General features: G+C 66.4%; 31 protein-coding genes and 1 tRNA gene. 18 read left to right on the top strand and 14 right to left on the bottom strand.

What is annotated here, in order from left to right; translation table 11 throughout:
- Positions 1 to 38: 38 nt before the first annotated feature.
- From nusB to JHL17_RS28720, 6 genes are all read right to left on the bottom strand, one after another.
- On the bottom strand, positions 39 to 629 hold the full coding sequence (gene nusB, locus JHL17_RS28695; RefSeq protein ID WP_200198051.1) for a transcription antitermination factor NusB: 591 nt from the start codon (positions 627 to 629) through the stop codon (positions 39 to 41).
- Between the two features lie 35 nt (positions 630 to 664).
- Complete coding sequence (gene ribH, locus JHL17_RS28700) at positions 665 to 1,129, bottom strand: 6,7-dimethyl-8-ribityllumazine synthase (protein WP_200198052.1); 465 nt, start codon at positions 1,127 to 1,129, stop codon at positions 665 to 667.
- Between the two features lie 18 nt (positions 1,130 to 1,147).
- Positions 1,148 to 2,287 (bottom strand): 3,4-dihydroxy-2-butanone-4-phosphate synthase, encoded by a 1,140-nt coding sequence (ribB, locus tag JHL17_RS28705; RefSeq protein WP_200198053.1) that lies wholly within the window; start codon positions 2,285 to 2,287, stop codon positions 1,148 to 1,150.
- On the bottom strand, positions 2,284 to 2,871 hold the full coding sequence (locus JHL17_RS28710) for a riboflavin synthase (RefSeq protein WP_200198054.1): 588 nt from the start codon (positions 2,869 to 2,871) through the stop codon (positions 2,284 to 2,286). The genes ribB and JHL17_RS28710 overlap by 4 nt, the downstream gene beginning before the upstream one ends.
- Positions 2,872 to 2,971: 100 nt before the next feature.
- On the bottom strand, positions 2,972 to 4,063 hold the full coding sequence (gene ribD / locus JHL17_RS28715) for a bifunctional diaminohydroxyphosphoribosylaminopyrimidine deaminase/5-amino-6-(5-phosphoribosylamino)uracil reductase RibD (protein WP_200198492.1): 1,092 nt from the start codon (positions 4,061 to 4,063) through the stop codon (positions 2,972 to 2,974).
- 61 nt (positions 4,064 to 4,124) lie between these two features.
- Entirely contained in the window at positions 4,125 to 4,619 is a 495-nt protein-coding gene (locus JHL17_RS28720; protein ID WP_200198055.1) for an outer membrane protein assembly factor BamE, read from the bottom strand.
- Between the two features lie 132 nt (positions 4,620 to 4,751).
- On the opposite strand from JHL17_RS28720, the gene JHL17_RS28725 reads away from it, so the two are divergent.
- The 10 genes from JHL17_RS28725 to JHL17_RS37755 all read left to right on the top strand — a co-directional run bounded on the left by JHL17_RS28725 (position 4,752) and on the right by JHL17_RS37755 (position 11,248).
- On the top strand, positions 4,752 to 5,333 hold the full coding sequence (locus JHL17_RS28725; RefSeq protein WP_200198056.1) for a ubiquinol-cytochrome C chaperone family protein: 582 nt from the start codon (positions 4,752 to 4,754) through the stop codon (positions 5,331 to 5,333).
- Positions 5,334 to 5,505: 172 nt separating this feature from the next.
- Entirely contained in the window at positions 5,506 to 6,081 is a 576-nt protein-coding gene (locus tag JHL17_RS28730) for a YceD family protein (RefSeq protein WP_200198057.1), read from the top strand.
- A gap of 190 nt (positions 6,082 to 6,271) precedes the next feature.
- Entirely contained in the window at positions 6,272 to 6,460 is a 189-nt protein-coding gene (gene rpmF, locus JHL17_RS28735; RefSeq protein ID WP_085088893.1) for a 50S ribosomal protein L32, read from the top strand.
- Positions 6,461 to 6,542: 82 nt separating this feature from the next.
- Positions 6,543 to 7,595: a phosphate acyltransferase PlsX gene (gene plsX / locus JHL17_RS28740; protein WP_200198058.1), complete on the top strand. Its 1,053-nt coding sequence runs from the start codon at positions 6,543 to 6,545 to the stop codon at positions 7,593 to 7,595.
- A 3-nt stretch (positions 7,596 to 7,598) separates the two neighbouring features.
- Positions 7,599 to 8,570 carry a beta-ketoacyl-ACP synthase III gene (locus JHL17_RS28745; protein ID WP_282189372.1) on the top strand — a complete coding sequence of 324 codons (972 nt, stop codon included), beginning with the start codon at positions 7,599 to 7,601 and terminating at the stop codon, positions 8,568 to 8,570.
- A 158-nt stretch (positions 8,571 to 8,728) separates the two neighbouring features.
- Positions 8,729 to 9,061 (top strand): integration host factor subunit alpha, encoded by a 333-nt coding sequence (locus JHL17_RS28750; RefSeq protein WP_200198060.1) that lies wholly within the window; start codon positions 8,729 to 8,731, stop codon positions 9,059 to 9,061.
- A gap of 122 nt (positions 9,062 to 9,183) precedes the next feature.
- Complete coding sequence (locus JHL17_RS28755) at positions 9,184 to 9,660, top strand: MerR family transcriptional regulator (RefSeq protein ID WP_200198061.1); 477 nt, start codon at positions 9,184 to 9,186, stop codon at positions 9,658 to 9,660.
- A 94-nt stretch (positions 9,661 to 9,754) separates the two neighbouring features.
- Positions 9,755 to 9,831: transfer RNA gene (locus JHL17_RS28760), tRNA-Pro, on the top strand.
- A gap of 234 nt (positions 9,832 to 10,065) precedes the next feature.
- Positions 10,066 to 10,560: a DUF29 domain-containing protein gene (locus tag JHL17_RS28765; protein ID WP_200198062.1), complete on the top strand. Its 495-nt coding sequence runs from the start codon at positions 10,066 to 10,068 to the stop codon at positions 10,558 to 10,560.
- Between the two features lie 556 nt (positions 10,561 to 11,116).
- Positions 11,117 to 11,248 carry a hypothetical protein gene (locus JHL17_RS37755; RefSeq protein WP_282189373.1) on the top strand — a complete coding sequence of 44 codons (132 nt, stop codon included), beginning with the start codon at positions 11,117 to 11,119 and terminating at the stop codon, positions 11,246 to 11,248.
- Between the two features lie 14 nt (positions 11,249 to 11,262).
- Here the strand turns inward: JHL17_RS37755 and JHL17_RS28770 are convergent, their stop codons facing one another.
- The 3 genes from JHL17_RS28770 to JHL17_RS28780 all read right to left on the bottom strand — a co-directional run bounded on the left by JHL17_RS28770 (position 11,263) and on the right by JHL17_RS28780 (position 13,276).
- The gene (locus JHL17_RS28770) at positions 11,263 to 11,550 is read right to left on the bottom strand and encodes a HigA family addiction module antitoxin (protein ID WP_200198063.1); all 288 of its coding nucleotides are present in this window, start codon (positions 11,548 to 11,550) and stop codon (positions 11,263 to 11,265) included.
- A gap of 24 nt (positions 11,551 to 11,574) precedes the next feature.
- Positions 11,575 to 11,853, bottom strand: coding sequence for a type II toxin-antitoxin system RelE/ParE family toxin (locus JHL17_RS28775; protein ID WP_200198064.1), 279 nt, complete (start codon positions 11,851 to 11,853; stop codon positions 11,575 to 11,577).
- A 145-nt stretch (positions 11,854 to 11,998) separates the two neighbouring features.
- Entirely contained in the window at positions 11,999 to 13,276 is a 1,278-nt protein-coding gene (locus JHL17_RS28780) for a hypothetical protein (RefSeq protein ID WP_200198065.1), read from the bottom strand.
- A 755-nt stretch (positions 13,277 to 14,031) separates the two neighbouring features.
- Here JHL17_RS28780 and JHL17_RS28785 point away from each other — a divergent pair.
- From JHL17_RS28785 to JHL17_RS28800, 4 genes are all read left to right on the top strand, one after another.
- Positions 14,032 to 14,484 (top strand): hypothetical protein, encoded by a 453-nt coding sequence (locus JHL17_RS28785; protein ID WP_200198066.1) that lies wholly within the window; start codon positions 14,032 to 14,034, stop codon positions 14,482 to 14,484.
- Positions 14,485 to 14,769: 285 nt separating this feature from the next.
- Entirely contained in the window at positions 14,770 to 15,189 is a 420-nt protein-coding gene (locus JHL17_RS28790; protein WP_200198067.1) for an organic hydroperoxide resistance protein, read from the top strand.
- Positions 15,190 to 15,387: 198 nt separating this feature from the next.
- Positions 15,388 to 15,843, top strand: a complete 456-nt coding sequence (locus JHL17_RS28795; protein WP_200198068.1) for a MarR family winged helix-turn-helix transcriptional regulator — start codon at positions 15,388 to 15,390, stop codon at positions 15,841 to 15,843.
- 113 nt (positions 15,844 to 15,956) lie between these two features.
- The gene (locus tag JHL17_RS28800; protein ID WP_200198069.1) at positions 15,957 to 16,559 is read left to right on the top strand and encodes a GNAT family N-acetyltransferase; all 603 of its coding nucleotides are present in this window, start codon (positions 15,957 to 15,959) and stop codon (positions 16,557 to 16,559) included.
- A gap of 8 nt (positions 16,560 to 16,567) precedes the next feature.
- Here JHL17_RS28800 and JHL17_RS28805 read toward each other — a convergent pair whose 3' ends face one another.
- The 3 genes from JHL17_RS28805 to arsC all read right to left on the bottom strand — a co-directional run bounded on the left by JHL17_RS28805 (position 16,568) and on the right by arsC (position 19,209).
- Entirely contained in the window at positions 16,568 to 17,545 is a 978-nt protein-coding gene (locus JHL17_RS28805; RefSeq protein WP_200198070.1) for an alpha/beta fold hydrolase, read from the bottom strand.
- Between the two features lie 335 nt (positions 17,546 to 17,880).
- Complete coding sequence (gene prmB, locus JHL17_RS28810; RefSeq protein WP_200198071.1) at positions 17,881 to 18,813, bottom strand: 50S ribosomal protein L3 N(5)-glutamine methyltransferase; 933 nt, start codon at positions 18,811 to 18,813, stop codon at positions 17,881 to 17,883.
- A gap of 54 nt (positions 18,814 to 18,867) precedes the next feature.
- Complete coding sequence (gene arsC / locus JHL17_RS28815; RefSeq protein ID WP_200198072.1) at positions 18,868 to 19,209, bottom strand: arsenate reductase (glutaredoxin); 342 nt, start codon at positions 19,207 to 19,209, stop codon at positions 18,868 to 18,870.
- Between the two features lie 237 nt (positions 19,210 to 19,446).
- Between arsC and serA the strand changes: the two genes are divergently transcribed.
- Together serA and JHL17_RS28825 are read left to right on the top strand one after the other, a co-directional pair.
- The gene (serA, locus tag JHL17_RS28820) at positions 19,447 to 20,691 is read left to right on the top strand and encodes a phosphoglycerate dehydrogenase (RefSeq protein WP_200198073.1); all 1,245 of its coding nucleotides are present in this window, start codon (positions 19,447 to 19,449) and stop codon (positions 20,689 to 20,691) included.
- A 97-nt stretch (positions 20,692 to 20,788) separates the two neighbouring features.
- Positions 20,789 to 21,511, top strand: coding sequence for a hypothetical protein (locus JHL17_RS28825; protein ID WP_200198074.1), 723 nt, complete (start codon positions 20,789 to 20,791; stop codon positions 21,509 to 21,511).
- 10 nt (positions 21,512 to 21,521) lie between these two features.
- Here JHL17_RS28825 and JHL17_RS28830 read toward each other — a convergent pair whose 3' ends face one another.
- Positions 21,522 to 21,866: an HNH endonuclease gene (locus JHL17_RS28830; RefSeq protein ID WP_200198075.1), complete on the bottom strand. Its 345-nt coding sequence runs from the start codon at positions 21,864 to 21,866 to the stop codon at positions 21,522 to 21,524.
- Between the two features lie 349 nt (positions 21,867 to 22,215).
- Positions 22,216 to 23,388, bottom strand: coding sequence for a glutamine-hydrolyzing carbamoyl-phosphate synthase small subunit (gene carA, locus JHL17_RS28835; protein ID WP_200198076.1), 1,173 nt, complete (start codon positions 23,386 to 23,388; stop codon positions 22,216 to 22,218).
- A gap of 367 nt (positions 23,389 to 23,755) precedes the next feature.
- On the opposite strand from carA, the gene JHL17_RS28840 reads away from it, so the two are divergent.
- The gene (locus JHL17_RS28840) at positions 23,756 to 24,217 is read left to right on the top strand and encodes a GatB/YqeY domain-containing protein (RefSeq protein WP_200198493.1); all 462 of its coding nucleotides are present in this window, start codon (positions 23,756 to 23,758) and stop codon (positions 24,215 to 24,217) included.
- A gap of 85 nt (positions 24,218 to 24,302) precedes the next feature.
- Entirely contained in the window at positions 24,303 to 24,896 is a 594-nt protein-coding gene (locus JHL17_RS28845) for a Uma2 family endonuclease (protein WP_200198077.1), read from the top strand.
- Positions 24,897 to 24,962: the final 66 nt, after the last annotated feature.

Raw genomic sequence — 24,962 nt, forward strand, 5'->3', positions numbered from 1 at the left:
CGGGTCCCTCCCTCTCCCGGGGCGGGAGAGGGTATTTTCTACTCCTCGGCCGCGCCGCGGCCGGGGTCGGGCTTGGCGAGGTCTTCGGCGCGCAGCGCGCGGGCGACATGGTCGAGCACGCCGTTCACCATCGCCGGCTCGCGGCCGGAGAAGAAGGCGCGGGCGACGTCGACATACTCGCTGATCAGGATGCGCGGGTGGGTGTCGAGATGGACAGCGATCTCATAGGCGCCGGCGCGCAGGATGGCGCGCAGCAGCAGCTCCAGCCGGTCGAGCGGGAAGCGCGGGTCGAGCGCCGCGCCCAGCACCCCGTCGACCTCGGCCCGGCGGTGGATCGCGCCGCGCACGATGTCGGCGAACAGCTGCGGATCGCCGGCGACGAACTTGTCGCCGTCGATCTCCTCGCCCAGCCGGTGGGCGACGAACTCGCCGACGACGTTCTCGACCGGGGCCTGGGCCAGATCGATCTGGTACAGCGCCTGGGCCGCGGCCAGACGGGCGGCCTTGCGGCGCGCCTTGGCCGAGCCGCCGCCGGTCTTGTTCTTGCGGGACTTCGATTTGCCCTTGGAGTCGCCGCCCTTGGGGGCGTGATCGGGTGTCACGGGGCTGCCCGCGTCGTCGTTGCTCATGGCCTGCAGTCGCTAAAAGAGAGGAGATGTCGGGATCAGCGCGGATAGAGGCGGAATTTGCGCTTCAGGTCAATCATGTCAAGACAGGCCCGCGCGGCGCGGCCGCCCATGTTGACCGATCCGACATTGGCCCGCGCCCAGGCCTGCTCGCGGTTTTCCACCGTCAGGATGCCGTTTCCGACCGCCAGGCTGTAGCGCAGGGCCAGATCCTGGAGGCCGCGGGCGCTTTCGGCGCAGATGGTGTCGTAGCGCGTCGTCTCGCCCCGGATCACGCAGCCCAGCGCGACATAGCCGTCGAAGCGCTTGCGGGCGGTGAAGAAATCCATCGAGCGGATGGCGTACATGATCGCCGCCGGAAGCTCCAGGCAGCCGGGCACGCCATAACGGATGTGCGTGGCGCCGGCGCGGTCCAGTTCCGCGACGGCGCCACGCGCCAGTTCGTCGGCGACGTCCTCGTGGACGCGGGCGTCCACGACCATGATATGGGGCGTGTCGGTCATCCGGCGGCGTTCTGGTCCTCAGTCCTCGCCCGGGTCGCTGGCACCCGGGTTGATGGCGCGGTGGCCGACCACGGTCAGGCCGTAGCCCTCCAGCCCGATGATCGGCTTCTTGCGGTTGGAGATCAGCACCATCTTGCGCACGCCGAGATCCAGCAGGATCTGCGCGCCGATGCCGTAGTCGCGCAGTTCCGGCATGCTGCCGGCCTGGCCTTCCAGCCGGGCCTTCAGCGTGACCGACAGGCCGTTCGGGTTCGGCTCGCGCAGCAGCACGACGACGCCGCGGCCTTCCTTGGCGATCAGTTCCATCGAGGCGTGGAGGTCGTTGTCGCGGCCGGAATTGCGGTCGCCCAGCACGTCGTCCAGCACCGACTGGGCATGCATGCGCACCAGCACCGGCTCGTCGCCGGAGATGTCGCCGCGCACCAGGGCGATGTGCTCGGCATACTGGATCTTGTTGATGTAGACGTAGCTCTGGAAGCGGCCGCCGTAGCGGCTGTCGAGATTGCCGGCCAGCACCTGTTCGACGATGGTCTCGGTGCGGCGGCGGTAGGCGATCAGGTCGGCGATGGTGCCGACCTTCAGCCCGTGGAACTGGGCGAACTGCACCAGATCGGGCAGGCGGGCCATGGTGCCGTCGTCGTTCATGATCTCGCAGATCACGGCCGAGTTGGAATGGCCGGACAGCCGGGCGATGTCGACCGACGCCTCGGTATGGCCGGCGCGGACCAGCACGCCGCCGTCACGCGCCAGCAGCGGGAAGATGTGGCCGGGGGTGGCGAGATCCTGCGGACCCGACGACGGGTCGATGGCGACGGCGATGGTGCGGGCGCGGTCGGCGGCCGAGATGCCGGTGGTCACCCCCTCGCGCGCCTCGATCGAGACGGTGAAGGCGGTCTGGTGGCGCGAGGCGTTCTGCTGCGCCATCAGCGGCAGGCGCAGCCGTTCGATGTTCGGCCGGTCCATGGTCAGGCAGATCAGGCCGCGCCCATGCTTGGCCATGAAGTTCACCGCGTCCGGCGTGGCGCAGGAGGCGGGGATCACCAGATCGCCCTCGTTCTCCCGGTCCTCGTCGTCGACCAGGATGAACATCCTGCCCTGACGCGCCTCTTCGATGATCTCTTCGGCGGTCGACAGGTAATGGTGAAACTCGGACGTCATTCCTGCCCCGCGAGCCGGGCGACGTAGCGCGCCAGCATGTCGATTTCGAGATTGACCGCATCGCCCTCCGTCAGCCCGCCGAAGGTGGTGGCGGTCTGGGTATGGGGGATGATGTTGACGCCGAAGCGGCTGCCGTCGACCTCGTTGACGGTCAGCGACACGCCGTCGATGGCGACCGAGCCCTTGGGCGCGATGTATCTGGCGAGGCCGGCCGGCGCCTCGAAGGTCAGGCGCAGCGATTCGCCCTCGGGGCGGATCGACAGCAGCCGGCCGACGCCGTCGACATGGCCGGACACGATGTGGCCGCCCAGCTCGTCGCCGACCTTCAGCGCGCGCTCCAGGTTGATGCGCGTGCCGGGCTCCCACCCGCCGAGCGTCGTCTTCGACAGGGTCTCGCCTGAGGCCTGGATGACGTAGGCCCCCGGTCCCTTTTCGATGACCGTCAGGCAGACGCCGTTGTGGGCGATGGACGCCCCGATCGCGATCGTCTCCGTATCGAAGGCGGTCTCGATGGTGAACCGGGTGTCGCCCTGCCGTTCCACGGCCTGGACGCGCCCGACATCGGTGATGATTCCGGTGAACATGCCGGGAATTTAGCAGGTTTCGCGGCCAGGGGAAGCGGGCGCGACACCGCGGGCGGCGCAACGGTCTGTTGCGTGCATCACACCGGCGGCGAGCCGGTGGTCAGGAGGCGGTGCGGCGGTAGCTTTCGGCCAGATCGGCGCCGGCACTGCGGAGCTCGATGCGCTCGAAGCGTGCCATGGCGGCCAGCGCCGCGACTCCGAAGCCGGCGACCGCCGGCAGCCCGTCGCCGCCGATCAGCGAAGCGGCGCGGAACCATTCCAGCCGGTCGACCAGCCCGGCGCCGAGCAGGGCGCCGGCGATTGCCGCACCGCCTTCCACCAGGACGCGGGTGATGCCGCGGGAGGCGAGGGCGGCCATCGCGGCGGCCGGGTCGACGTGCCCGTCCGCGCCGATGGCGGTCGGGATCACCTCGACGCCGCGCGCGGCCAGCGCCGCGGCACGGGCGCCGTCGGGAGACGGGCCGGTGACGACCCAGGTCGGGATGCGTCCGGCCCCGGCGGCAAGCTTCGCCGTCGGCGGCAGGCGCAGGCGGCCGTCCACCACCACGCGCACCGGGCTGCGGTCTTCCAGGCCGGGCAGGCGGCAGGTCAGCTCGGGATCGTCAGCCAGCGCAGTGCCGATGCCGACGAGGATCGCGTCATGGCCGGCGCGCAGCCGATGGCCCCAGGCACGGGCGGTGGGGCCGGTGATCCATTGCGATTCGCCGGTGGCGGTGGCGATGCGGCCATCGAGCGTGCTGGCGATTTTCAGCGTGACCAGCGGGCGGCCCAGCGTGATGCGGCTGAAGAAGCCGTGGTTCAGGGCCAGCGCCTCGGCTTCGCAGACGCCGGTGACGACCGCGATCCCGGCGTCGCGCAGCCGGGCCAGCCCGCCGCCGGCGACCCGCGGGTCCGGATCCTGGCAGGCGACGACGACCCGCGCCACCTTCGCCTCGACCAGGGCCAGGGCGCAGGGCGGCGTCTTGCCATAGTGGTTGCAGGGTTCGAGCGTGACATAGGCTGTGGCGCCCTCGGCTCCGCCCGACAGGGCGCGGGCGCGGGCCAGTGCCTCGGTCTCGGCATGGGGGCGGCCGCCGGGCTGGGTCCAGCCGCGGCCGATCACCGCACCGTCGCGGACCAGAACGCAGCCGACCGCCGGGTTGGGCCAGGTCCGCCCGAGCCCGCGCGCGGCGAGCGACAGGGCGGCGCGCATGTGGCGCAGGTCTGTCCCGGTGTCGTGAGACGGCAAGGAGGGGCGCTCTATCGGCGACGCGTCAGCTGCCGGGGCCTTTGCCCTTGGTGTCCTTGGCCGAGAAGCGGCCGACGTTGCCCATCATCTGTTCCAGGAAGCCCATCTCGCGGCCGGAGGTCGGCGTGGTCCGCTCCACCAGGTCGATGTCCTGGCCGTTCGACTTGTCGAGCGTCTTGATCTCGCGCAGGATGCCGGCATCGTCGAAATGGGCGACGACGACGCGGCGCTCCGTCACCTCCGGCTCGAAGAAGGCGGTCTTCTCGGTTTTCTGGCCGATGTAGTACCAGACGTTCGGATCGAAGGTGCCGACCGAGGTCGGCGTGCCCAGCACCGCGGCGACGTCGTCGCGCCGGCTCTGGCCCGGCTGCAGCTCCGCCACCAGCTGCGGGTCCGTCAGGTTGCCGCGGGTGGCGAGGGTGGGCGAGCAGCCGGTCGCGGCCAGGCCGGCGAGCAGGACGCCGCCCAGCAGGGTGGTGCGAATGACGGCGCGGGGGGCGGAAAAGTTCGATCTGGTCATGGTGCTCGGGCTATGATGGAGCCGGCGGGGCAGGGAGGCCGTCCACGGCAGTGGATGGTCTCCAGCCGGGACAATCGCACCGGCCGCTTCGCCCTGTCAACGAGACTCCGAGTCGGGGAAGGGCTGCCGTTCGTGTCAGGAAGCTTCATCGGCCGTCTGCTGGGCCCTTTGCTGGATCATGTCGGCGGCGGCGCGCGTGCCCGCAACGCCGCCGCGGTGGGCGGGCTGTTCACCGCCATCGTCGGCCAGGCCCGCGAACCGGGCTTTTACCGAGCGCTCGCCGTGCCCGACACGCTGGACGGCCGCTTCGAGATGGTGGCGCTGCACCTGCTGCTGGTGATGCGCCGGCTGAAGGGGCAGGGCGCCGAGGCCGCCGATTTGTCACGGCGCCTCTATGAGGCGATGGTCGACGATTTCGAGAAGTCGCTGCTGGAGATGGGGGCCGGCGACAGCGGCATCCCCCGGCGCGTCAAGACGATGGCCCGCGGCATGGCCGGGCGCATCCGCGCCTATGACGAGGCGCTGGCGGGGTCCTACGGCGGCGGGCTGGAGGTCGCGCTGGACAACAACCTCTACGGCACGGTCGACCCGGTGCCCGACGGGGCGCTGCCCGCGATGGCCGCCTATGTCCATGCCAGCGCCGCCGCGCTCGACGCCCAGCCGCTGGAGTCGCTGATGCGGGGCGAGGTCCGCTTCGCAACCCTGCCGGCCTGAGCGGCACACTATATATGTAGAGTGCCGCCGCTGATTGCCCTCTCCCGGGGCGGGAGAGGGACTTCAATGGATTGCCGGAAGGCTTGCCTTTCCGGCCCGGCGGCGGCATGTGAATCGGGTTGCGGGCGCCCGCCGCGCCCGCCATTTTGTTTTCGACCAGAGAGTCTTCGCCATGAGCCCTGCCAACGGCGCCCTGCCGGCCTCGGAATTCCAGCGCTTCGTCAGTGCCGACGCGGTGCGCCGCGCCGACGTGACCGAAACCATCGAAGCGACGGAGGCGGAGCGCCGCGCGCTCGCCGAGCGGCTGGAGCTGGAGGCGATCGGCAGCCTGACCGCCACGGTGAAGCTGCGCGCGGTGCGCGGCGGCCAGATGATCCGGGTGTCCGGGACGCTGGAGGCCGACGTGGTCCAGACCTGCGTCGTCACGCTGGATCCGGTGCCCGCCCATGTCAGCGAGAGCTTCGAGGCCCTTTTCGCGCCGGAGTCGATGATCGAGGACGAGGGGCTGGAGATCGATATCGACCCCTCTCTGTCGGACGAGGACATTCCCGAGCCGATGGAAAACAACCGAATCGACATCGGCGAGCTGACCGCGCAGCACCTGTCGCTCGGCCTCGATCCCTATCCGCATGCCGACGGAGTCGAATTCGTCGACCACGAGGAGGACCCGGCGGAGGACGAGGTGGTGGAAGAGCCCGAAAAACCCAATCCCTTCGCCGTCCTGCAGAAGTTGAAGCCGCAGGACTGAACGGACTGTTGCTTTCCCCGCGGTCCCTTGTATAAGGGCCGGCGTTTCCACCCCCACCAATGAGCGGCGCGGGGTTGCGAAATGGGGGTTGTTCGGGCTTGCCCTTTGGGGGCATTTGCCTTATTGAATGCCGCTCGCGCTGGGCGGCCCTTGTTCGGGCCGCCCTTTCCAATGAAGAGAGTTCACGGTCATGGCTGTTCCGAAGAAGAAGACCTCCAAGTCGCGGCGCAACATGCGTCGTTCGCACCACGCTCTGCCGACCTCGGCCTACAACGAGTGCCAGAACTGCGGCGAGCTGAAGCGTCCGCACCACGTCTGCGGGTCTTGCGGCCATTACGACCAGCGTGAAGTGGTTCAGAGCGGCACCGCGGCCGCTTGATCCGGATCGCGTTGTCTGAGGTCCCGATGACCGGGGGCGCCAGCCGCCCCTGCCGGGGTCCTAGCCGGGGAGCCTGTTCGCGGTGAGCCAGCGCCTGACCATCGCCCTGGATGCCATGGGTGGCGATCTCGGCCCCGACATGGTGATTGCCGGGGCGGACATCGCGCGCGAGCGTCATCCCGACGTGCGCTTTCTGCTGTACGGCGACCAGCAGCGGATCGAACCGCTGCTGAGCCAGCGGCCTGCGTTGAAGGCGGTGGCGGAAATCCGCCACACCGCCGACTTCGTGGCCGGTGACGCCAAGCCGGCGGTGGCGCTGCGCGCCGGCCGCCAGTCCAGCATGAGGCTTGCCATCGACGCCGTCGCGGCGGGCGAGGCGGCCTGCGTCGTGTCGGCCGGCAACACCGGCGCCCTGATGGCGATGGCGAAGTTCGTGCTGAAGACGCTGCCGGGCATCGACCGGCCGGCGATGGCCTCCTTCTTCCCGACGCAGCGGGGCGAGAGCGTGATGCTGGACCTCGGCGCCAACGCCGAATGCCAGCCGGAAAACCTCGTCCAGTTCGCCGTGATGGGGGCCGTCTTCGCGCGTGCCATCCTGGGCCTGCCGGAGCCGTCGATCGGCGTGCTGAACATCGGCTCGGAAGACATGAAGGGCAACGAGGTGGTGCGTGCCGCGGCGACGAGCCTGCGCGACATGCCGCTGCCCGGCCGCTTCCATGGCTTCGTCGAGGGCACCGACATCGGGCTGGGCACGGTGGACGTCATCGTCACCGACGGCTTCACCGGAAACGTGGCGCTGAAGACGGCGGAGGGGACGGCCAAGCTGTTCTCCGAGTTCCTGCGCCGCACCTTCGCGACGTCCTTCCTGGCACGGATCGGCTATCTGCTGGCACGCGGCGCCTTCAAGCGCTTCCGCGAGCGGATCGACCCGCGCCGCTACAACGGCGCGATGTTCCTGGGACTGCGCGGCGTCTGCGTGAAGAGCCATGGCGGCACCGACGCGGTCGGCTTCGCCAATGCCGTGGCGGTCGCCATCAACCTGGCGACGCACGGCTTCAATGAACGCATCAAGGAAGAGATGGCGCGCATCGGCGACGCCAGCCCTCTTCCCGACACGAAAGCGGCGGCGGGCTGAACCATGGTCATGCGTTCCCGAGTTCTGGGCTGCGGCATCTTCCTGCCGTCCAACGTCGTCACCAACCAGGATCTGGAACAGCGGGTCGACACGACGGACGAATGGATCGTCCAGCGCACCGGCATCAAGTCCCGCCACATCGCCGCGGAGGGGGAGAAGACCTCCGACCTCGCCATCGCCGCGGCGGCCCGGGCGCTGGAGCATGCCGGGGTTCCGGCCGCCAGCATCGACTGCATCATCCTGGCGACCACCACGCCGGACAACACCTTCCCGGCCACCGCCACCAAGGTGCAGGCGGCGCTCGGCACCATCGGCTTCGCCATGGACATCCAGGCGGTCTGCGCCGGCTTCGTCTATGCCATGTCGGTGGCCGACAATTTCCTGCGCAACGGCCAGGCGCGCCGCGCCCTGGTGATCGGGGCGGAGACCTTCTCCCGCCTGCTGGACTGGAACGACCGCACCACCTGCGTGCTGTTCGGCGACGGCGCCGGCGCCATCGTCCTGGAAGGCTATGAGGCCAAGGGCGATTCGAGCGACCAAGCCGTTCTGTCCACCCATCTCCATTCCGACGGCAGCCAGTACGACCTGCTCTATGTCGACGGCGGCGCGTCGTCGACCGGCACCATCGGCCATGTCCGCATGCACGGGCAGGAGATCTTCCGCCACGCCGTGTCCAAGCTGTCGGCGGTGGTGGAGGAGGCCCTGGCCGCCAACGGGCTGGAAGCGACCGACATCGACTGGATGGTTCCGCATCAGGCGAATCGCCGCATCATCGACGGGTTGGCCCGCAAGATGAAGCTGTCGCCGGAAAAGGTCGTGCTGACGGTCGACCGCCACGGCAACACCTCGGCCGCGTCGATCCCGCTGGCGCTGGGCGAGGCGGTGGCCGACGGCCGCATCAAGCGCGGCGACCTGATCCTGATGGAAGCCATCGGCGGCGGCCTGACCTGGGGGTCGGCGCTGATCCGCTGGTAAGGCGCGGCGGCTCCTCTCCCACCGTCTCCGGTTCCATGCTGCGCTGCACTCCCGGCCGGGCTTCGGCCGGGCCGTATGCGGCTGCCAAGCTTTTGAATTGACGGACCTTCTTTCCCCGGATTACCGTCTTCGCAATGGTTGCGGGGGGAGGCCGAACAATGTCGCAAAGTACCGTCACGCGCGCCCAGCTGAGCGAAGCCGTCTACCAGGAGGTCGGGCTTTCGCGCAACGAATCGGCCGATCTGGTCGAAACCGTCCTGGACGAGATCTCCGACGCGCTGGCCCGGGGGGAGATGGTGAAGATCTCCTCCTTCGGCAGCTTCCAGGTTCGTCAGAAGGGCGAGCGGGTCGGCCGCAACCCCAAGACCGGGGAAGAGGTGCCGATCCTGCCGCGCCGCGTCCTGGTCTTCCGCGCCAGCCATGTGCTGAAGCACCGGATCAACGAGGTCCAGGAGGGTGGGGCGCCGACGCCCGCGCGGGCGCTGTCCTGACGCCGGCCGCTGACCGATGACCCGGACGCTTCGTCCATCGCCGTGCCGTGCCGCCTCGCGGATCGCCGCCACCGCCGGCGCTTGCCGGGCGGTGTCCTGCCGGCCGGCGATCTGATCCCATCATGAAATCCGCCACGGCCTATCGCACCATCAGCGAGGTGTCGACCGACCTCGGCGTGCCCCAGCATGTGCTGCGGTTCTGGGAGACGAAGTTTCCCCAGATCCGCCCGCTGAAGCGCGGCGGCGGCCGGCGCTATTACCGGCCGGAGGATGTCGAGCTTCTGCGGCGCATCCAGGCGCTGCTGTACGAGGACCGCTACACCATCAAGGGCGTGCAGCGCCTGCTGAAGGAAGGGCGCATGTCCGACCCGACGCCGCCGCTGCCGGAGGATGCCGACGAGGGCGGGGCCGGCGATGGCCCCGCATCGGCGGACGAGGCATTCGGACGCTACGGCGACGAGGGCGCGGAAGAGGGGGATGGCGACCATCCGCCGCTGTCGGCGGCACTGCGCCACGAGATCACCATGGTTCTGGACGAGCTGAAATCGCTGCACTCGGTGCTGTCCCGCCTCTCCGAAAGCGGGGGCAAAAAAAGCTGAAAAATCATCACGGGAGATGTTGCATCGGCGAAAGCCCGCGGCTATAGTCCCGTTCCCTTCAGGAGCCAAGCCGCAAGCACTGCGGTGAAGTTGACGGAGCGTAGCGCAGCCTGGTAGCGCATCAGACTGGGGGTCTGGGGGTCGCAGGTTCAAATCCTGTCGCTCCGACCAGTTCCGGAGGGAACGAAAAAGCCTTGGAACCCAACGGTTCCAGGGCTTTTTCTTTGGGCGCGCGGTGAGGCGTCGCCATCGACGCCATTCCATCTGTTTGTCGCTCTTGTTTGCGACTTCGCCGTGATATGGCGCAGCTTGCGCGGTGGTTCGGCCGCGCTCTCGCCGGACGGTCGGAGACGTTGAACCCGACGCTGTAGAGCCCAGTTGAAGAAGGGCTCCGAAGCGGGTCCCATGCAGGTGCAGGAAGGTCTCTCCGTGTCGCTCTACGACTCCGACTTCTATGGCTGGACACAGGATCAGGCGGCAGCCTTGCGCCGGCTGGCGAATGAGCGTCCGAACGTCGGTGCCGGCATCGACTGGGAGCATGTCGCGGAGGAAATCGAGAATCTGAGCAGCGACACCCTGGAGAAGATCGAGGATCTTGTCGCCCAGATCGTCGCGCATCTGCTGCGGCTGGAATATTGCCCCGATGCCGCTTCCCGGAACCATTGGCGCGGTGAAGTGACGGCGTGGCGCAACACGGTGCGGCGATGGGCGAAGCGTTCGCCCGCCGCCCTGAAACGGCTGGATATCGCCGAATTGACGGAGGATGCGGTGGCCGAGCTGCGCGCCCGGTATGACGACCAGCCTTGGGTCAAGGAGTTGCCTGCCGGCAGTGCCTATACGATTACTGAACTGCTGGATCGCGACTGGTGGCCGGTGAACCGGACGGGTCTGGAGGATTGATCGGGGCAGGGAAGCTCCGCGTGCCCGTATCTTCTGGAATGCCGTAAAGCGGATGCTACCTGCCGCCATCCGCTGCCGACATCGGGTGCGATGGCCACGCCCGGATCGCCCGCCGGATCGGTGCCGTCCAGCATGCGACATGGTTCTGAGAATGTAGGCTTGGGCTGTGCGCGGGGCAGGCTGACCATCGCCACGCCGAAGCGCCGCGTCGCCAACCGGATTCGGGCGGCTTGCGAGCTGGAGCTACTGCGGCTGTTCCATGTCGAGGCGGTGGACATCACTGTCGCCGTTCCGCGGATTGCCGCCGCTTCGTTCTTCCCGCTGATCAAGGGAGGGCCTGAACCATGCCCGTGGCCCGGCACCCTGTCACGCCGCCGGCCCGAGCTGCAACTCCGCCTGGATCTAGGCGATCGGCCCCGCACCGCGCGCCACCGGCCGGTGCAGCCCCAGCGAGAGGTCAGACGCCCTCTATCGTGCCGTCTAGGCCCTCCGCGCCACCGGCCGTCAGGTCTATCGCTGCGGCGCGCTGCACCGGGTGGATGAGCGCCTATTCACCATGGCAGACCTTATCCGGCTGCGCCACGCCGATCCGCGTTGCCGACGGATCGAGGGGTTGCTGGGGCGGGCGGACGTGACGATCCTGCTGCCGGGCCTGCGCCGGGAACGGCAGCGATCCGATGCGGAGTGACGCCGCCGGCCCGGTCAGGCGGCGCGGGGGGCGATGCTGCGCTGGATCTCCTCGCCATGGTCGGCGGCGGTGACGGACAGGTCGTGCGCCATCTGAAGGTTCAGCCAGAATTCCGGCGTGGTGCCGAAATAGCGCGCCAGCCGCAAGGCGGTGTCGGCAGTGATCCCGCGCCGTTCGTTGACGATTTCCCCGATGCGGGTCGCCGGCACGCGCAGAGCCAGGGCCAGCGCATGGGCCGAGAGATCAAGCGGGGCGAGGAACTCTTCGCGCAGAACCTCACCGGGGTGGGTCTTGATCCGCATTGCGCCCTCCTTAGCGTCGGCCGGTCAGTGGTAATCGACGATTTCGACCTCGTGCGCGCCGCCATCGCGCCAGACGAAGACGATGCGCCATTGGTCGTTGATCCGAATGCTGTACTGTCCGGCGCGATGGCCCTTCAGCGCCTCCAGCCGGTTCCCCGGCAGTGAGCGCAGATCGTCCAGGCCGGTCGCGGCGTCGATCATGTCGAGCTTTCGCACGGCCACCTTGGCGATGGCGGCGAACCGCTTGCCGGTGCCGGTCCGGTGCAGATCCTTAGTGGCCTTGTCGCCGAAGCTCTTGATCATAGGTGGATAATATAACGTCGGACGTTAAACGTCTAGCATGCAACGTTGTTCCGTGGGGGCCGGCTGCAATTGCTTGTGGTTCCTATAAACGTTCTCCACCTCGGTGTTGGTGGGCGGAGTTGGCTATCGGCAATAGGGCGACTCCCTAACGCATAATGCGAGGTTGAGGATTCTTCAACCTTTCGTCTATAGAGGGCATTATGTCTTCGAAGCGCGACACCACTGTAACTCCATGCCGCTTGGCAGGCAATCTAACAAAATTCGCAGTTCTCTTATCGCAAGAAAATATGTCAACGTAAGGAATATAGCCCGCATGCATCCCGTCTGCATAATCACTTTCAGATAGCTTTGATTTGTTTTTGATTTGTAACGCACGGTCTACGGCAAATCCAAACATGCTGTCGCATACGCTGTCAATAAACGGCATGTGTCCATGCTCGCTGCCAAGAACTTTTTCTGAAGATTTAGATGGGCCACCAAATTTATAAAATCTCTTCTTTTCTCTCTCTAAAAATATTTCTAAAATTCTATCCCTTACGCTAAACTTTTTTAATGATTTTCGGCACATTTGGATGACCTCTTCTTCCGAGAGCCCAGCATTAAGGCCTTGTGAAATTATATTATCTATTTTGTTTCGAGCATCTGCAATGGAAGAGATGAATTTGGTTCCCGCATTAAAAAGAACACTTGTTAAGCCATGGGTGTCCTCATATCTATCGTAAATCCATCCAGCTAAATTCTCCAAGTCACATAGCCCGCTTATTAACTCTTTAACAAAGACTCGCTCTTCTATTTCTCCACTAACCACCTTTATAAAATAATCCTCTACCCAAAATTTTCTAGTTAACGGAAATTGACCGTTTAATGCGTTTAGTAATGCGTGGCGATCAGACTGGAGAATTGATATTCCCCGTTTGGTAAATGTTCCGTTCGGCTTAATGATTGATCCTATTAGATTTCTTCTGGACCTTGAATCAAGTGGTGCCTTTGATATTTCATCAGTGAGCATTTTTCGAATTGTGTTTAGAACATTGAAGTCAGAAGCTCCCAGATAGGGCGCCCAATTGCCATCATCGCTAAATGCATATTCCGGAAAAGGGTGTTTTTGTTTATTTTTTTCATCTTTCAGGAAAAAATCAATATCCTCTAAAACTACTCTCTCGTAATAAATAAATGCATTTTTGTCACATAGTGCTTTAGCAGTAGAAGCTCTTCGTAGTCCTGCATCTTTGTATTCTGGGCTTCTTGGAAGTAGTTCTCCTACATGAAAAACGGAAATTCTGATCTGAATTTCTTCGGATCGTACTTTCGAGATTAGATAGTCGAAAGTCTTGGCGCAGATTTGGTCGTCAGTCCTTTTCTCTCTATCTGCCATCCGCGAAAAATCTTTACTATCGAGGTATATTTGGATCGGTATCTGCATGGTTCCTTCCACATTGGAATTGGGCTGAGACGGTGTGGGGGCAAGACGATGTAGGGTTACCGCTCTCTCAGAAGTGAGTACTGTGCCATAGTCACCCACGCTCTCGCGTCAGCCTCAAAAAACGACTGCCAGACAAGGGCGGTTAGCGATTAAGCAGGTTTCTCCAGATCGGGCCACAGGCCCGGCCTGGAGAAACCTGCGAACTCTATGGTTTTGCGGGTTTTCCGAGTCCGCCCATCTGTGGGCGGAGTTCGGAAAACCTGCTTAACAGCCGAGCTGTGAGCCGGCTGAGGTTATGGCCGTACCAAATCCTGCGCGCATTTTCCCCTCTGTGTTCCACCTATTTTCCCTACGATAACCTGCGCAGGCAGAGCTAGCCAGTCTACGTGGCAGCAGGCGGCACGTTTGCGAGAGTGTTTGCGAAACAGGGGCATTGCAACCCTAATTCAGTCTTATTGGTCGGGAGAAAACGCGTGCCAGTCCAGCCTACAGCGTCTCCCAAGGTGAAAATCTTTGAACGATATTACGTTTAAGGATATTTCTTTGCTGGAAAGCACATAGTATCCAGAGAGATAAAAATGCCCGAAGACGTCGATGCCCAGCAATTCCTGACGCAGATTCAAAACAACCCGGATACGTTCTTCAGTCGAAATACGGTCTATTGGATGTGCGCTCCGTCGGCAGCGGGCGGGCCGAGCCTTTCCAATTTCAGGGTCAGGCGGCATGACTCGCAGGTCGAGCATTACTCCTCCGGAATGCTCGGCCTGTTCGGCGGCTGGACTGCCGGTGGGCATTCCTACGAAGTCGTACCGGATGGGGCCGGGGCGGCGCAGGGCTATTTCCTGCCCTGGAAGGAGGATTCCGGCTACTCGACGGTGCTCGAAGGGCAGGCGGGGTTCTTCATGAACGCCATGATGGACGGCTGTTCCTTCGGCTGCGTCGCCGGTCCCAACAACTCGGTCAAGGTCGCCCACCACAACATCCAGGGGGCCGACGGCGGCACCGACCATCAGGCGATGACCGGCACGCTGTCCGCCTTCGGCTATCGCCACAGCTTCGCGCGGAACGATTACCGCACTCTGGGCAACGGCCAGGGCTATGGCTTCGTCACCGGGGTGCGCATCGGCGGAACATGGCGCATCTACGCCCAGGCCGTCTATTTCGCGCAAGGGCGCGAGCGCATCGCATCCTGCCGCCGCCTGCTGTGACGGGACCATCCGGCGAAAGCCGAATTCCCAGGCAGTGAACGCACGCTCCCGTGCCGATCCGCACGGGATGGGAAGACCCATCGCCGCGATGGCGGTGGGGCGGAATGACGCCATGCACCAGACGCATTGCGCGCAATCGAATAGCGCACGATAAAATACATTGCGCGCAATTCGATTGTGCGCGATATTCGTCCTCACCAGATCGACGGGCGCCGGTTCGCCCCGCCGCCCCGGAAACCAAATCCCGCTACCAAGCGTCCAAAAATCAACCAAGGAGCACACGCCATGAAGACCCTCTATTCGACCAAGGTGACCGCCACCGGTGGCCGTGACGGCAAGGCCGTCAGCGAGGATGGCCTGCTGTCGGTCGCGCTGGCCGCGCCGAAGGAGCTGGGCGGCCAGGGCGGCGCCACCAACCCCGAGCAGCTGTTCGCCGCCGGCTATTCCGCCTGCTTCATCGGCGCCATCAAGTTCGTCGGCAACCGCGACAAGATCGCCGTCCCGGCCGATCTGACGGTGAACGCCACGGTCGGCATCGGCGCCCGCGACGACGGCGAAGGCTTCGGCTTGACGGTCGATTTCATCGTCTCGCTGCCGGGCATGGACAAGGCCGCCGCCGAGGATCTGCTCGCCCGCGCCCATAAGGTCTGCCCCTACAGCCACGCCACCAAGGGCAACATCCCGGTCACCACGACCGTCGCCTAAGGGACAGGCCTGAGGGCGATGCCCCGAGGACCTCGTCCAGGGGCGTCGTCCGAGGCGAAAAGACCTTCGGCATTGCGCCGCCGGGCTGTTGCGCGCGATTGTGCTGGGCGCACGATCGACAGACGCGCGGCATCCCGGCGGCGCCATTCCTGTTCCAGTTGGCCGTTTCCGGGTTCCGCTTCCAAGGGTTCAGACATCATGGCAGCCGACAAGGACGACCCGCTTCTGCTCTCCAACCAGGCCTGCTTCGCGCTCTATTCGGCCAATCTGGCGATGAGCCGGGTCTATCGGCCGATGCTGGAGCAGCTTGGCCTGACCTACCCGCAATACCTGATCATGCTGTTGCTGTGGGAGGAGGACGGGCTGTCGATGAAGCTGCTGGGCGAGCGGCTGGGGCTTGACAGCGGTACGCTGACCCCGCTGCTGAAGCGGATGGAAGGGCAGGGGCTGCTCACCCGCAGCCGCGATCCGCAGGACGAACGGTTGGTGCGCATCGCCCTGACCCCGCAGGGCGCGGCCCTGCGCGCCGAGGCCGAACGCCTGCCGACGCGGATCGCCGCCGCCGCCGGCTGCTCGGCCGGGGAGCTGATGGCGCTGCGCGACTCGTTGCTGCGGCTGCGCGACGACCTGAACCGGGCCGCCGATCAGGACTGACGGATGCGTCGGCTTGGGACAAGGGGCTGGAAATCGGCGGCGGGAGGGTCTTTTCTAGAGAGCTCTTTCCAGTCTGCCGCTCTCCTGATCGCCCTTGACCGAAGGTTCCCGCCGTGAGCCCTGCATTGACCGACGACCGTCTCCGCCTCCGTCCGGCCGAGGCCGACGACGCGCCGGAACTGGCGCGGCTGATCGACATCGCCGGCGGCGGGGTCTACGGCTTCCTGCTCGACGGGCTGATGCCGGGGATGACGGCGGCGGAGATGCTGATGCCGGGGCTGGCCGGGCGCAGCGGGTCGCTGTCGCACCGCCAGAGCGGCGTCGCCGAGCTGGACGGGCGGGTGGTCGGCATCGCCCACGGCTATCCCACCGACTGGATCCGGACGGAGGATTACAGCGGCCTGCCGCCCGACCGTGTCGCCCATATGGGCTCCTTCTCCGAAACGCTGGATTGGGGCAGCTATTTCCTGTCGGCGTTGGCGGTCGATCCGGAGCTGCGGCGCCAGGGCATCGCCGGCCGGCTGCTCGGCTGGTTCTACGAGCGGGCGCGGACCGGCGGCTTCGACCGCGTCACCCTGCATGTCTGGGCCGACAACGAGCCGGCCCGCCATCTCTATGCCGGCGAGGGGTTCGAGGAGATCGGCCGCGCCGACATTCCCTGGCACCCCCGGCTGCCGCACCAGGGCGGCAGCATCCTGATGCGGCGCCATCTGTGAGCGGCGATCTATCGGACGGCGATCTGGCGCTTCGCCTTCTCCGCTGACAGCTCGCCGATCCGGCGCACCACCAGCTCCGGGTCGGCGTAATGCACCATGTGGCCGGAATCCGGCACCCAATGCAGGGTGCTGTTCGGCAGGACATGATGCAGCCGGCCGCTCTGCTCCTCCTGCCCGACGATGCGGTCGCCATGGCCGGCGAAGATCGCCGCCGGCACCATCACCTCGGCATAGCGGTGCTGCAGCCGGTCGGCGGCCGGCACCATGGTGACGCCGTCCTGGGCGTTGGCGCGCAACTGGCCCGGCCGGGTGGTCAGGGCGGCGGGGAAGCTCTCCGTCAGGTGCTCCGGCACCGGCCGCGGCGAGAACAGAGTCTTCAGCATCGCCGGCATCACCGCCTTGGAGACGGGCGGCGACAGCGTGTGGCGCAGCAGGTCGCCCAGCACCGGCGTCGCCACCGGCGCCACCAGGGCGGCGTCCACCCGCTTGGTCGGGAAGTAGTAGCCGGCCAGCAGCACCAGCCCCTTCACCGTCCGCGGATGGTCGAGCGCCAGGGCCAGCGCCACCAGCGTGGCATAGGAATGGCCGACCACCACGGCGTTCTCGATGTCCAGCGCGGCGAAGGCGCGGGCCAGCAGGTCGGCCTGATCCTCGGGCGTCCAGGCGCGGTCGCGGGGGCGGTCGCTGTGGCCCATGCCGGGGCGGTCGCAGGCGATCACCCGGTGGGTCTGCGCCAGCCGCTGGAACAGCCCACTCGCCAGCCAGTCGCCGAGGGCCGAGACGTTGCCATGCAGCAGGACGACCGGCGGGCCTTCGCCGGCCTCCCTATAATGCAGGCGGACGCCGTCGACGGTCAGGAAGCGGCCTTCGGGCGGATAGCGCCGCTCGGCGGCGCGTGCCGCCACCGTATTGGCGACGGCCAGCCCGCCGAGCGCCAAGGCGGTGAGGCCCAGGGATTTGACGATGGTGGTGTGGCGGTCGGTCATGGCGGTGGTCCTCTCGAAGCGGCTGCTGCGATGCAGCATGGTCGAGGGGACAACCGGAGGATGGGGGAAGGGTTCCCGGATGAAAATCCCCCCTCTCCCCCCGCCGTAAGCTCGGCTTACGGCGCCGACAGGCGAAGCGCAGCTTCGCCGAAAGGCGGGGAGAGGGTCGGGGTGAGGGGGATGCATCGCGTGGCTGTCCCGAGAATCCTCGCCGTGCGCCCCCCTCACCATAACCCTCTCCCCGGGGGGGAGAGGGGATTCTTCCTGCTTTGTAAAATGTATGCATCACAAGGCGTTAAAGGTGAGGGAGAGTCATCGACCTTTCCCCTATATCCTCATTTGCCCGCCTTCAGCTGGTCCCGCGTCAGCCAGAAAACCTCGCCGAAGCTGTTGGCGGTCTGCAGCCACAGGAAATCCAGGTTGGGATACTCCGCTTCCAGGATCTCGCGGCCGGTGCCGAACTCGCAGAGCAGGCCGCCTTCCGGCGTCAGGTGCTTGGGCGCTTCCTTCAGGATGCGGCGGACGATGTCCAGCCCATCGTCGCCGCCGGCCAAGGCCATCTCGGGCTCGGCCCGGAATTCCGGCGGCAGGGCGTTCATCGCCTCGGCGTCGACATAGGGCGGGTTGGTGATGATGACGTCGTATTTCCGCGTCTTCAGCGGCGCGAACAGGTCGCCCTGATGCAGGGTGATGCGGTCCTCGAACCCGCTGTCGGCGACGTTGCGCTTCGCCACTTCCAGCGCGTCGGGCGACAGGTCGACCGCGTCCACCTGCGCCTCGGGGAAGATGCGGGCGGCCAGGATGGCGAGGCAGCCGGAGCCGGTGCACAGATCCAGCACCCGCTCGACCGAGGTCGGATCCTCGACCAGCGTGAAGTCGTCGCCGCCGAACATGTCGGAGAACAGCAGCTCGCCGATGTAAGAGCGCGGGATGATCACCCGTTCGTCGACATAGAAGGGGATGCCCTGGATATAGGCCTTGTTCAGCAGGTAGGGCGCCGGCTTGCGGGTGTCGATGCGGGCATGGAGGATGCCGGCCACCGCCTCGCGCTCCGCCGCGGTCAGCCGGGAGTCCAGATAGGGATCGAGCTGGTCGACCGGCAGGTGCAGCGTCTCCAGCACCAGGAACACCGCCTCGTCGAAGGCCGTGCCGGTGCCGTGGCCGTAATCGAGGTCGGCCTCGTTGAAGCGGCTGACGCCGTAGCGCAGGAAATCGCGGATCGTCTTCAGCTCGGCGGCCGCTGCGGCGGCGGTGTGCTTGGTGGTCACGGGCGGCGGGCTCCGGTCAGGGGCGGGGCAAGGGTAAAGGGCGGACAATGCGGGTCAGAGGATGTCCAGCACCGACTCCGGCGGGCGGCCGATGCGGGCATGGTCGCCCTTGACCACGATCGGGCGTTCGATGGCCGCCGGGTTGGCGGACAGCGCGGCGACCAGCGCCTCGCCGTCGAGGTCCTTGGCGATGCCGGCCTCGGCCGCTTCCTTGGCGCGGGTGATGTCGCGCGGGCCCTTGCCCAGCTTGGCGAGGATGGCCGACAGCTCCGCCGGGCCGGGCGGGGTCTTCAGATATTCGATCACATTCGGCTCGACGCCGCGGGACCGCAGAAGCTCCAGCGTCTCGCGCGATTTGCTGCAGCGCGGGTTGTGATAGATCGTCACGTCGCTCATGGAGAATTTCCAAATTGGAAGGGCAGCTTCGAAGAGCGGTCAGACTGATACACCCAACCCGCGTGGCGCGCCAATCCGGCATGCGGAAACGGACGCCGCGGCGCAACATCCGTCAGGTGACAAGCCCTGCCTTTGGTATTATTTTGCGCGCTCGCTTTTCCGCGAGGGCCAGCCGCGCCGTTTCCGGCGGGCCATCCCTCGCGGAACAGAACCGATGCCCAGATATGGAAGCCGGCCGTGACCAAGCTCTCGCTCTCCAAGGACAAGATCAACATCCTTCTTCTGGAAGGTGTCCACGACAACGCCATCGACGAGCTGGCCCGCGGCGGCTATGCCTCCGTCGAGCGGCTGCCGCGTGCGCTGGACGAGTCCGAGCTGCTGGAGCGCATCGGCTCGGTCCACATCCTGGGCATCCGCTCGCGCACCCACCTGACCGCCAAGGTGTTCGAGGCGGCGAGCAAGCTGATCACCGTCGGCTGCTTCTGCATCGGCACCAACCAGGTCGACCTGAAGGCGGCGCGGCGCCATGGCGTCCCGGTCTTCAACGCCCCTTATTCCAACACCCGGTCGGTGGCGGAGCTGGTGATCGGCGAGATCATCATGCTGATGCGCGGCATCTTCGACAAGTCGCAGCTGGTCCATGGCGGCGGCTGGATGAAGTCGGCCAAGGACTCTTACGAGATCCGCGGCAAGACGCTGGGCATCGTCGGCTATGGCCATATCGGCACCCAGGTGTCGATCCTGGCCGAGGCGATGGGCATGCAGGTCCGCTTCTACGACACCGTGCGCAAGCTGGCGCTCGGCAATGCGCGCGCCTGCGATTCGCTGGAGGAGTTGCTGTCGGTCTCTGACGTGGTGACCCTGCATGTGCCGGACACCCCGCAGACCCGCGACATGATCGGCGAGCGTGAACTGGCCGCCATGAAGAAGGGCAGCCACCTGATCAACGCCGCCCGCGGCCAGGTGGTGGACATCGAGGCGCTGGCCGCCGCGATGAAATCCGGCCATGTGCTGGGCGCCGCCATCGACGTCTTCCCGGTCGAGCCCGGCTCCGACAAGGAAGAGTTCCAGAGCGCGCTGCGCGGCATCAAGACCGCCATCCTCACCCCGCATATCGGCGGCTCGACGATGGAGGCGCAAGCCAACATCGGCACCGAGGTGGCGCAGAAGCTGATCGAGTATTCGGACAACGGCTCCACGGTCGGCGCGGTCAACTTCCCGCAGGTGGCGCTGCCGGTGCAGGCCGGCTGCACCCGCTTCCTGCATGTGCACGAGAACCGCCCGGGCATCCTGCGCAAGGTGAACGACGTGTTCTCCGCCCGCGGCTTGAACATCGCCTCCCAGTATCTCCAGACCGATCCGGAGCTGGGCTATGTGGTGGTCGACGTCAACGGCGACGTGGACGAGCTGGAGGTCGCCAACGACCTGCGCTCCATCGAAGGTGCCCTGAAGGCGCGCTTCCTGTTCCCGTCCCAGCATTGAGGACGGCGGCGAGGTAGGAAAGGGGCGCCGGGCGATCCGCCCCGGCGCCCCTTCCATATCTCTTGTCGGCGACCGGTTTCCCGGTAACAGTGCTCGGATGACCGTTCGCCTCCTGTTCCTCTCCCTTGCGGGTATCCTGCCCGCCCTGTCGCCGGCTGCGGCGCAGTCGAACGGCTGCGCCGGCTTCCCGCCGATCACGCTGACCTTCGACAGCGTGCTGGCGCCGATCCAGCGCGACGACGCGCTGACGGTGGCGCAGCTCACCCGGCTGCCCGGGCGCACCCCCGGTCCGGCGAAGACCACCGACAGCCACGTCCTGGGACTGACCCAGGCGCGCTACGGCGAACAGTCGCAGGTGTCGGCCCTGTTCAAGGCGATGGGCGACGGCACCTACTGCGCATCGGCCAGCGCGCTGACCGTCAGTTTCGGTTTCCAGCAGCGCATCGTCCATGTCGCCAGCGAGATCCCGGCCGATTCCTGCCTGCATGGCGAGGTGCTGACCCATGAGATGCGCCATGTCGCGGTGGACGAGGCCCTGCTGCGCGAGATGATGCCGCAGATCCGCGGCCGCCTGGATCAGGTGATCGCGGGAATGACGCCGGTGCGCTCCCGCAGCCAGGCCCAGGCGATGGCGGCGATCCGCCGGCCGCTGGAATCGGCGATGCGGCGGATCATGCAGGATTTCGGCCGTGAGCGCGACCGCCGGCAGGCCCAGGTCGACACGGTGGAGGAGTATGAGCGGGTCAGCCGGGTCTGCAACGGCGAGGCCCGCAATTACCTGCCGAAGCCGGTCCGGCGTCCGGCGGTTCGCCGAGGCTGAGCCGCCTGGGTCAGCGCTTGCGCCGTCGTCGGTCGGTGGCGTGACGGTCGACGAACTCCGGCGGCTTGCGCCGGACCCAGCGGATGAAGGCGGCGATGTCGGGATGGCCGCGCAGCGCCTCGACCGCATGATAGTGGTCGCGCAGCTGCTGCTCGGTCAGCACGGCGTGGATCTTCGCATGGCAGATGCGGTGCATCGTCACCGTGTCCCGTCCGCCATAGGTTCGGGGGATCAGGTGGTGCTCGTTCAGGCTGGCGCCCGGCACCATCGCCCGGCCGCAGAGCGGGCAGGCGGGGCGGTCGGGCTCGGCGGCCGGGGGAGATCCGGGGGAAAACGGATAATCAGTGAGGCGCATCTCTTTTGGAACCGGCGGGCGCTGCCCATGTAGACAATCTTGGGGGACCGTAATCGATATGGTCCGCAACCTCCGGGAGGCCACTGTGGACGAGTCCAAATCACAGCCTCATGACGAGAAAAACGACGGCCGGGAGGCCGGCCGATCCGCCGATTGCACCCACTACGGGCAAGCCGCCGGGTCGCCCGGCGGGCGCGGCGGCACGACATGCTATGGCGGCATCCAGCGGGTCCAGCCGCGCACGGCGCCCGCCGGCACCCCGTCCGCGGACAAGGGCCGGGACGCCAAATGAAAAAGGGGGAGCCGCAGCGGCGGCTCCCCCTTTTTCTCACGGCCCTGTGCGGTGGCGTCAGGCCGCCTTCTTCTCGGCGATCAGCCCGATGAAGCGGTCGAACAGATAGTGGCTGTCCTGCGGGCCGGGTGAGGCTTCCGGGTGGTACTGCACCGAGAAGACCGGCTTGCCCTTCAGGCGGATGCCTTCGTTGGTGCCGTCGAACAGGCTGACATGGGTGACCTCGGCGTCGGCCGGCAGGGTCTCCGGCACGACGACGAAGCCGTGGTTCTGGCTGGTGATTTCCACCCGGCCGGAGGCGAGATCCTTGACCGGATGGTTGGCGCCGCGGTGGCCCTGCTGCATCTTGGTGGTCTTGGCGCCGAGCGCCAGCGACAGCATCTGGTGCCCCAGGCAGATGCCGAACATCGGCACGCCGGTGTCCAGCAGGCCCTTGATGGTCGGGACGGCATATTCGCCGGTGGCGGCGGGGTCGCCGGGGCCGTTGGACAGGAAGACGCCGTCCGGCTGGTGGCGCATCACGTCCTCGACCGTGGCGGTCGACGGCACCACCGTCACCTTGCAGCCGGCCGCGGCGAGGCAGCGCAGGATGTTGCGCTTGGCACCGTAGTCGATGGCGACGACGTGGTATTGCGGCTTGTCCTGGGTGGCGTAGCCGCCGCCGATGGTCCAGCCGGACTCGGTCCAGCCATAGGTCTGGCGGCAGGACACGTCCTTGGCCAGATCCATGCCCTCCAGCCCCGGCCAGCCCTTGGCCTTGGCGACCAGCGCCTCGATGTCGAACTTGCCGTCGGGGGCGTGGGCGACGACGCCGTTGGGCGCGCCCAGGTCGCGGATGCGGCGGGTCAGGCGGCGGGTGTCGACGCCGGCCAGGCCGACCAGGCCGTAGCTCTTCAGCCAGTCGTCCAGGTGGCGGGTTGCCCGCCAGTTCGACGGGTCGGTGATGTCGGCGCGCAGGATCAGGCCGCGGGCGGCCGGCGTGATCGTCTCGATGTCTTCGGCATTGGCGCCGGTGTTGCCGATGTGCGGGAAGGTGAAGGTGATGATCTGGCCGGCATAGCTGGGGTCGGTCAGGATCTCCTGGTAGCCGGTCATCGAGGTGTTGAAGCACACCTCGCCCACCGAATCCCCCGTGGCGCCGATGCCTCGGCCGCGGAACACGGTGCCGTCGGCCAGAACAAGCACGCCGGTGTGAACCGCATCGTCGGAGGGGGGAGTGGCGAGAGTCATTCCTATGAACCTTCCCAAAGACCGCGGCCGCCGACGGATCGGATGAGCGGCGGAACGGCGACGGCCTAGCGTCCCGCCGGGCGCGCACACGCAACCGCCCGCACCCCAACCTCCGCCAGGATCGGGCGGCGGCGTGGGATCGAGTGGGCTGATCGGTTGGGCCGGACATCCTATATGACGATTGGCTGCCGGATTTCCAGCAATAGCTTTGCAAGGCGGCCCTGATCGGCGGACAAGGTCCGGCCATTCGGCATGGGGCGGTCCGCATCGGGGCTTTTGCCATGGAAATCGGCCGCCATTTTCGGAATAGTCGGCTGTCCCGGCGGGCAGCGAACCCCGGATCGACGAACAAGGAAGACAGGACATGATGTTGCGCACGCAGTTCAACGACTCCCTGAAGGAGGCGATGCGCGCCAAGGACACGCGCGCGGTGTCCACCCTCCGCCTGATCCTCACCGACCTGAAGAATCGCGACATCGACGCCCGCACCCGCGGCGTGACCGACGGCATCGACGAGGCGGGCATCCTGTCGATGCTGCAGACGATGGTGAAGCAGCGCAACGAATCGGCGGGGATGTACGAGCAGGGCGGCCGTCCCGAGCTGGCCCAGCAGGAGCGCGAGGAGATCGCGGTCATCGAACGCTTCCTGCCCAAGCAGATGAGCGCGGAGGAGGCCACGGCCGCCATCGAGAGCATCGTCACCGAGCTGGGCGCCTCCAGCATCAAGGACATGGGCAAGGTGATGGCCGAGCTGAAGGCTCGCCATGCCGGCCAGATGGACTTCGCCAAGGCCGGCGGCCTGGTGAAGGCGCGGCTGTCCGGAAAGTAATCGGGGGCAGGCAAGCAGGGTGGCCGCCGCGGGGTGTTCAAGCTAGGCTGAGGCCCGGTGCTCCCGGCGGCAGGAGGAGAGTGGAATGGTCGCGGTCCGCAGATCCACCTTTTCGGACATGACGGTCGCTGAGTTCCTGGATTGGAGCGGTGACGGCACCGACACCCGCCATGAACTGGTGAACGGGGAACCGCGTGCCATGGCACCGGCGAGCGCCACCCACGCCTATCTCCAAGTGGCGCTGGCGCGGCTGATCGAAGGCTATCTGATCGACCGCGGCAGCCCCTGCCGAGCTGCGACCGAGGCGCCGGTGGTGCCGGGTCTGTCCAGCAACGTCAATCTGCGCGTTCCCGATCTGGCGGTGACCTGCACTCCCGACGATCCTGATGGACGCCTTCTTCCCGAACCGGTGTTGATCGTGGAGATCCTGTCGCCCGGCAACGAGCGCGACACGCGCGGCAACCTATGGGCTTACGCCTCGATTCCCAGCGTTCAGGAAATCCTGTTCGTCCATTCCACCCGCGTCGGTGCCGAATTGCACCGCCGGCGCAATGGCGACTGGCCGACCGACCCGCTCGTCATCGGTCCGGATGAGGAACTCGTGCTGGCCAGCATCGGCTTCCGTGTCCCGTTGACCCAGATTTACGCCCGGACCCGGCTGGTGCAGAGGCCGGACTGACGCCGCTGCGGCCTCTGCCATCTTCGCCCTTGGGGGCGGCGGCGCTGGTTCCCATACTATGCCTCT

Source organism: Azospirillum endophyticum (genome assembly GCF_016595245.1).
Classification (GTDB): domain Bacteria; phylum Pseudomonadota; class Alphaproteobacteria; order Azospirillales; family Azospirillaceae; genus Azospirillum; species Azospirillum endophyticum.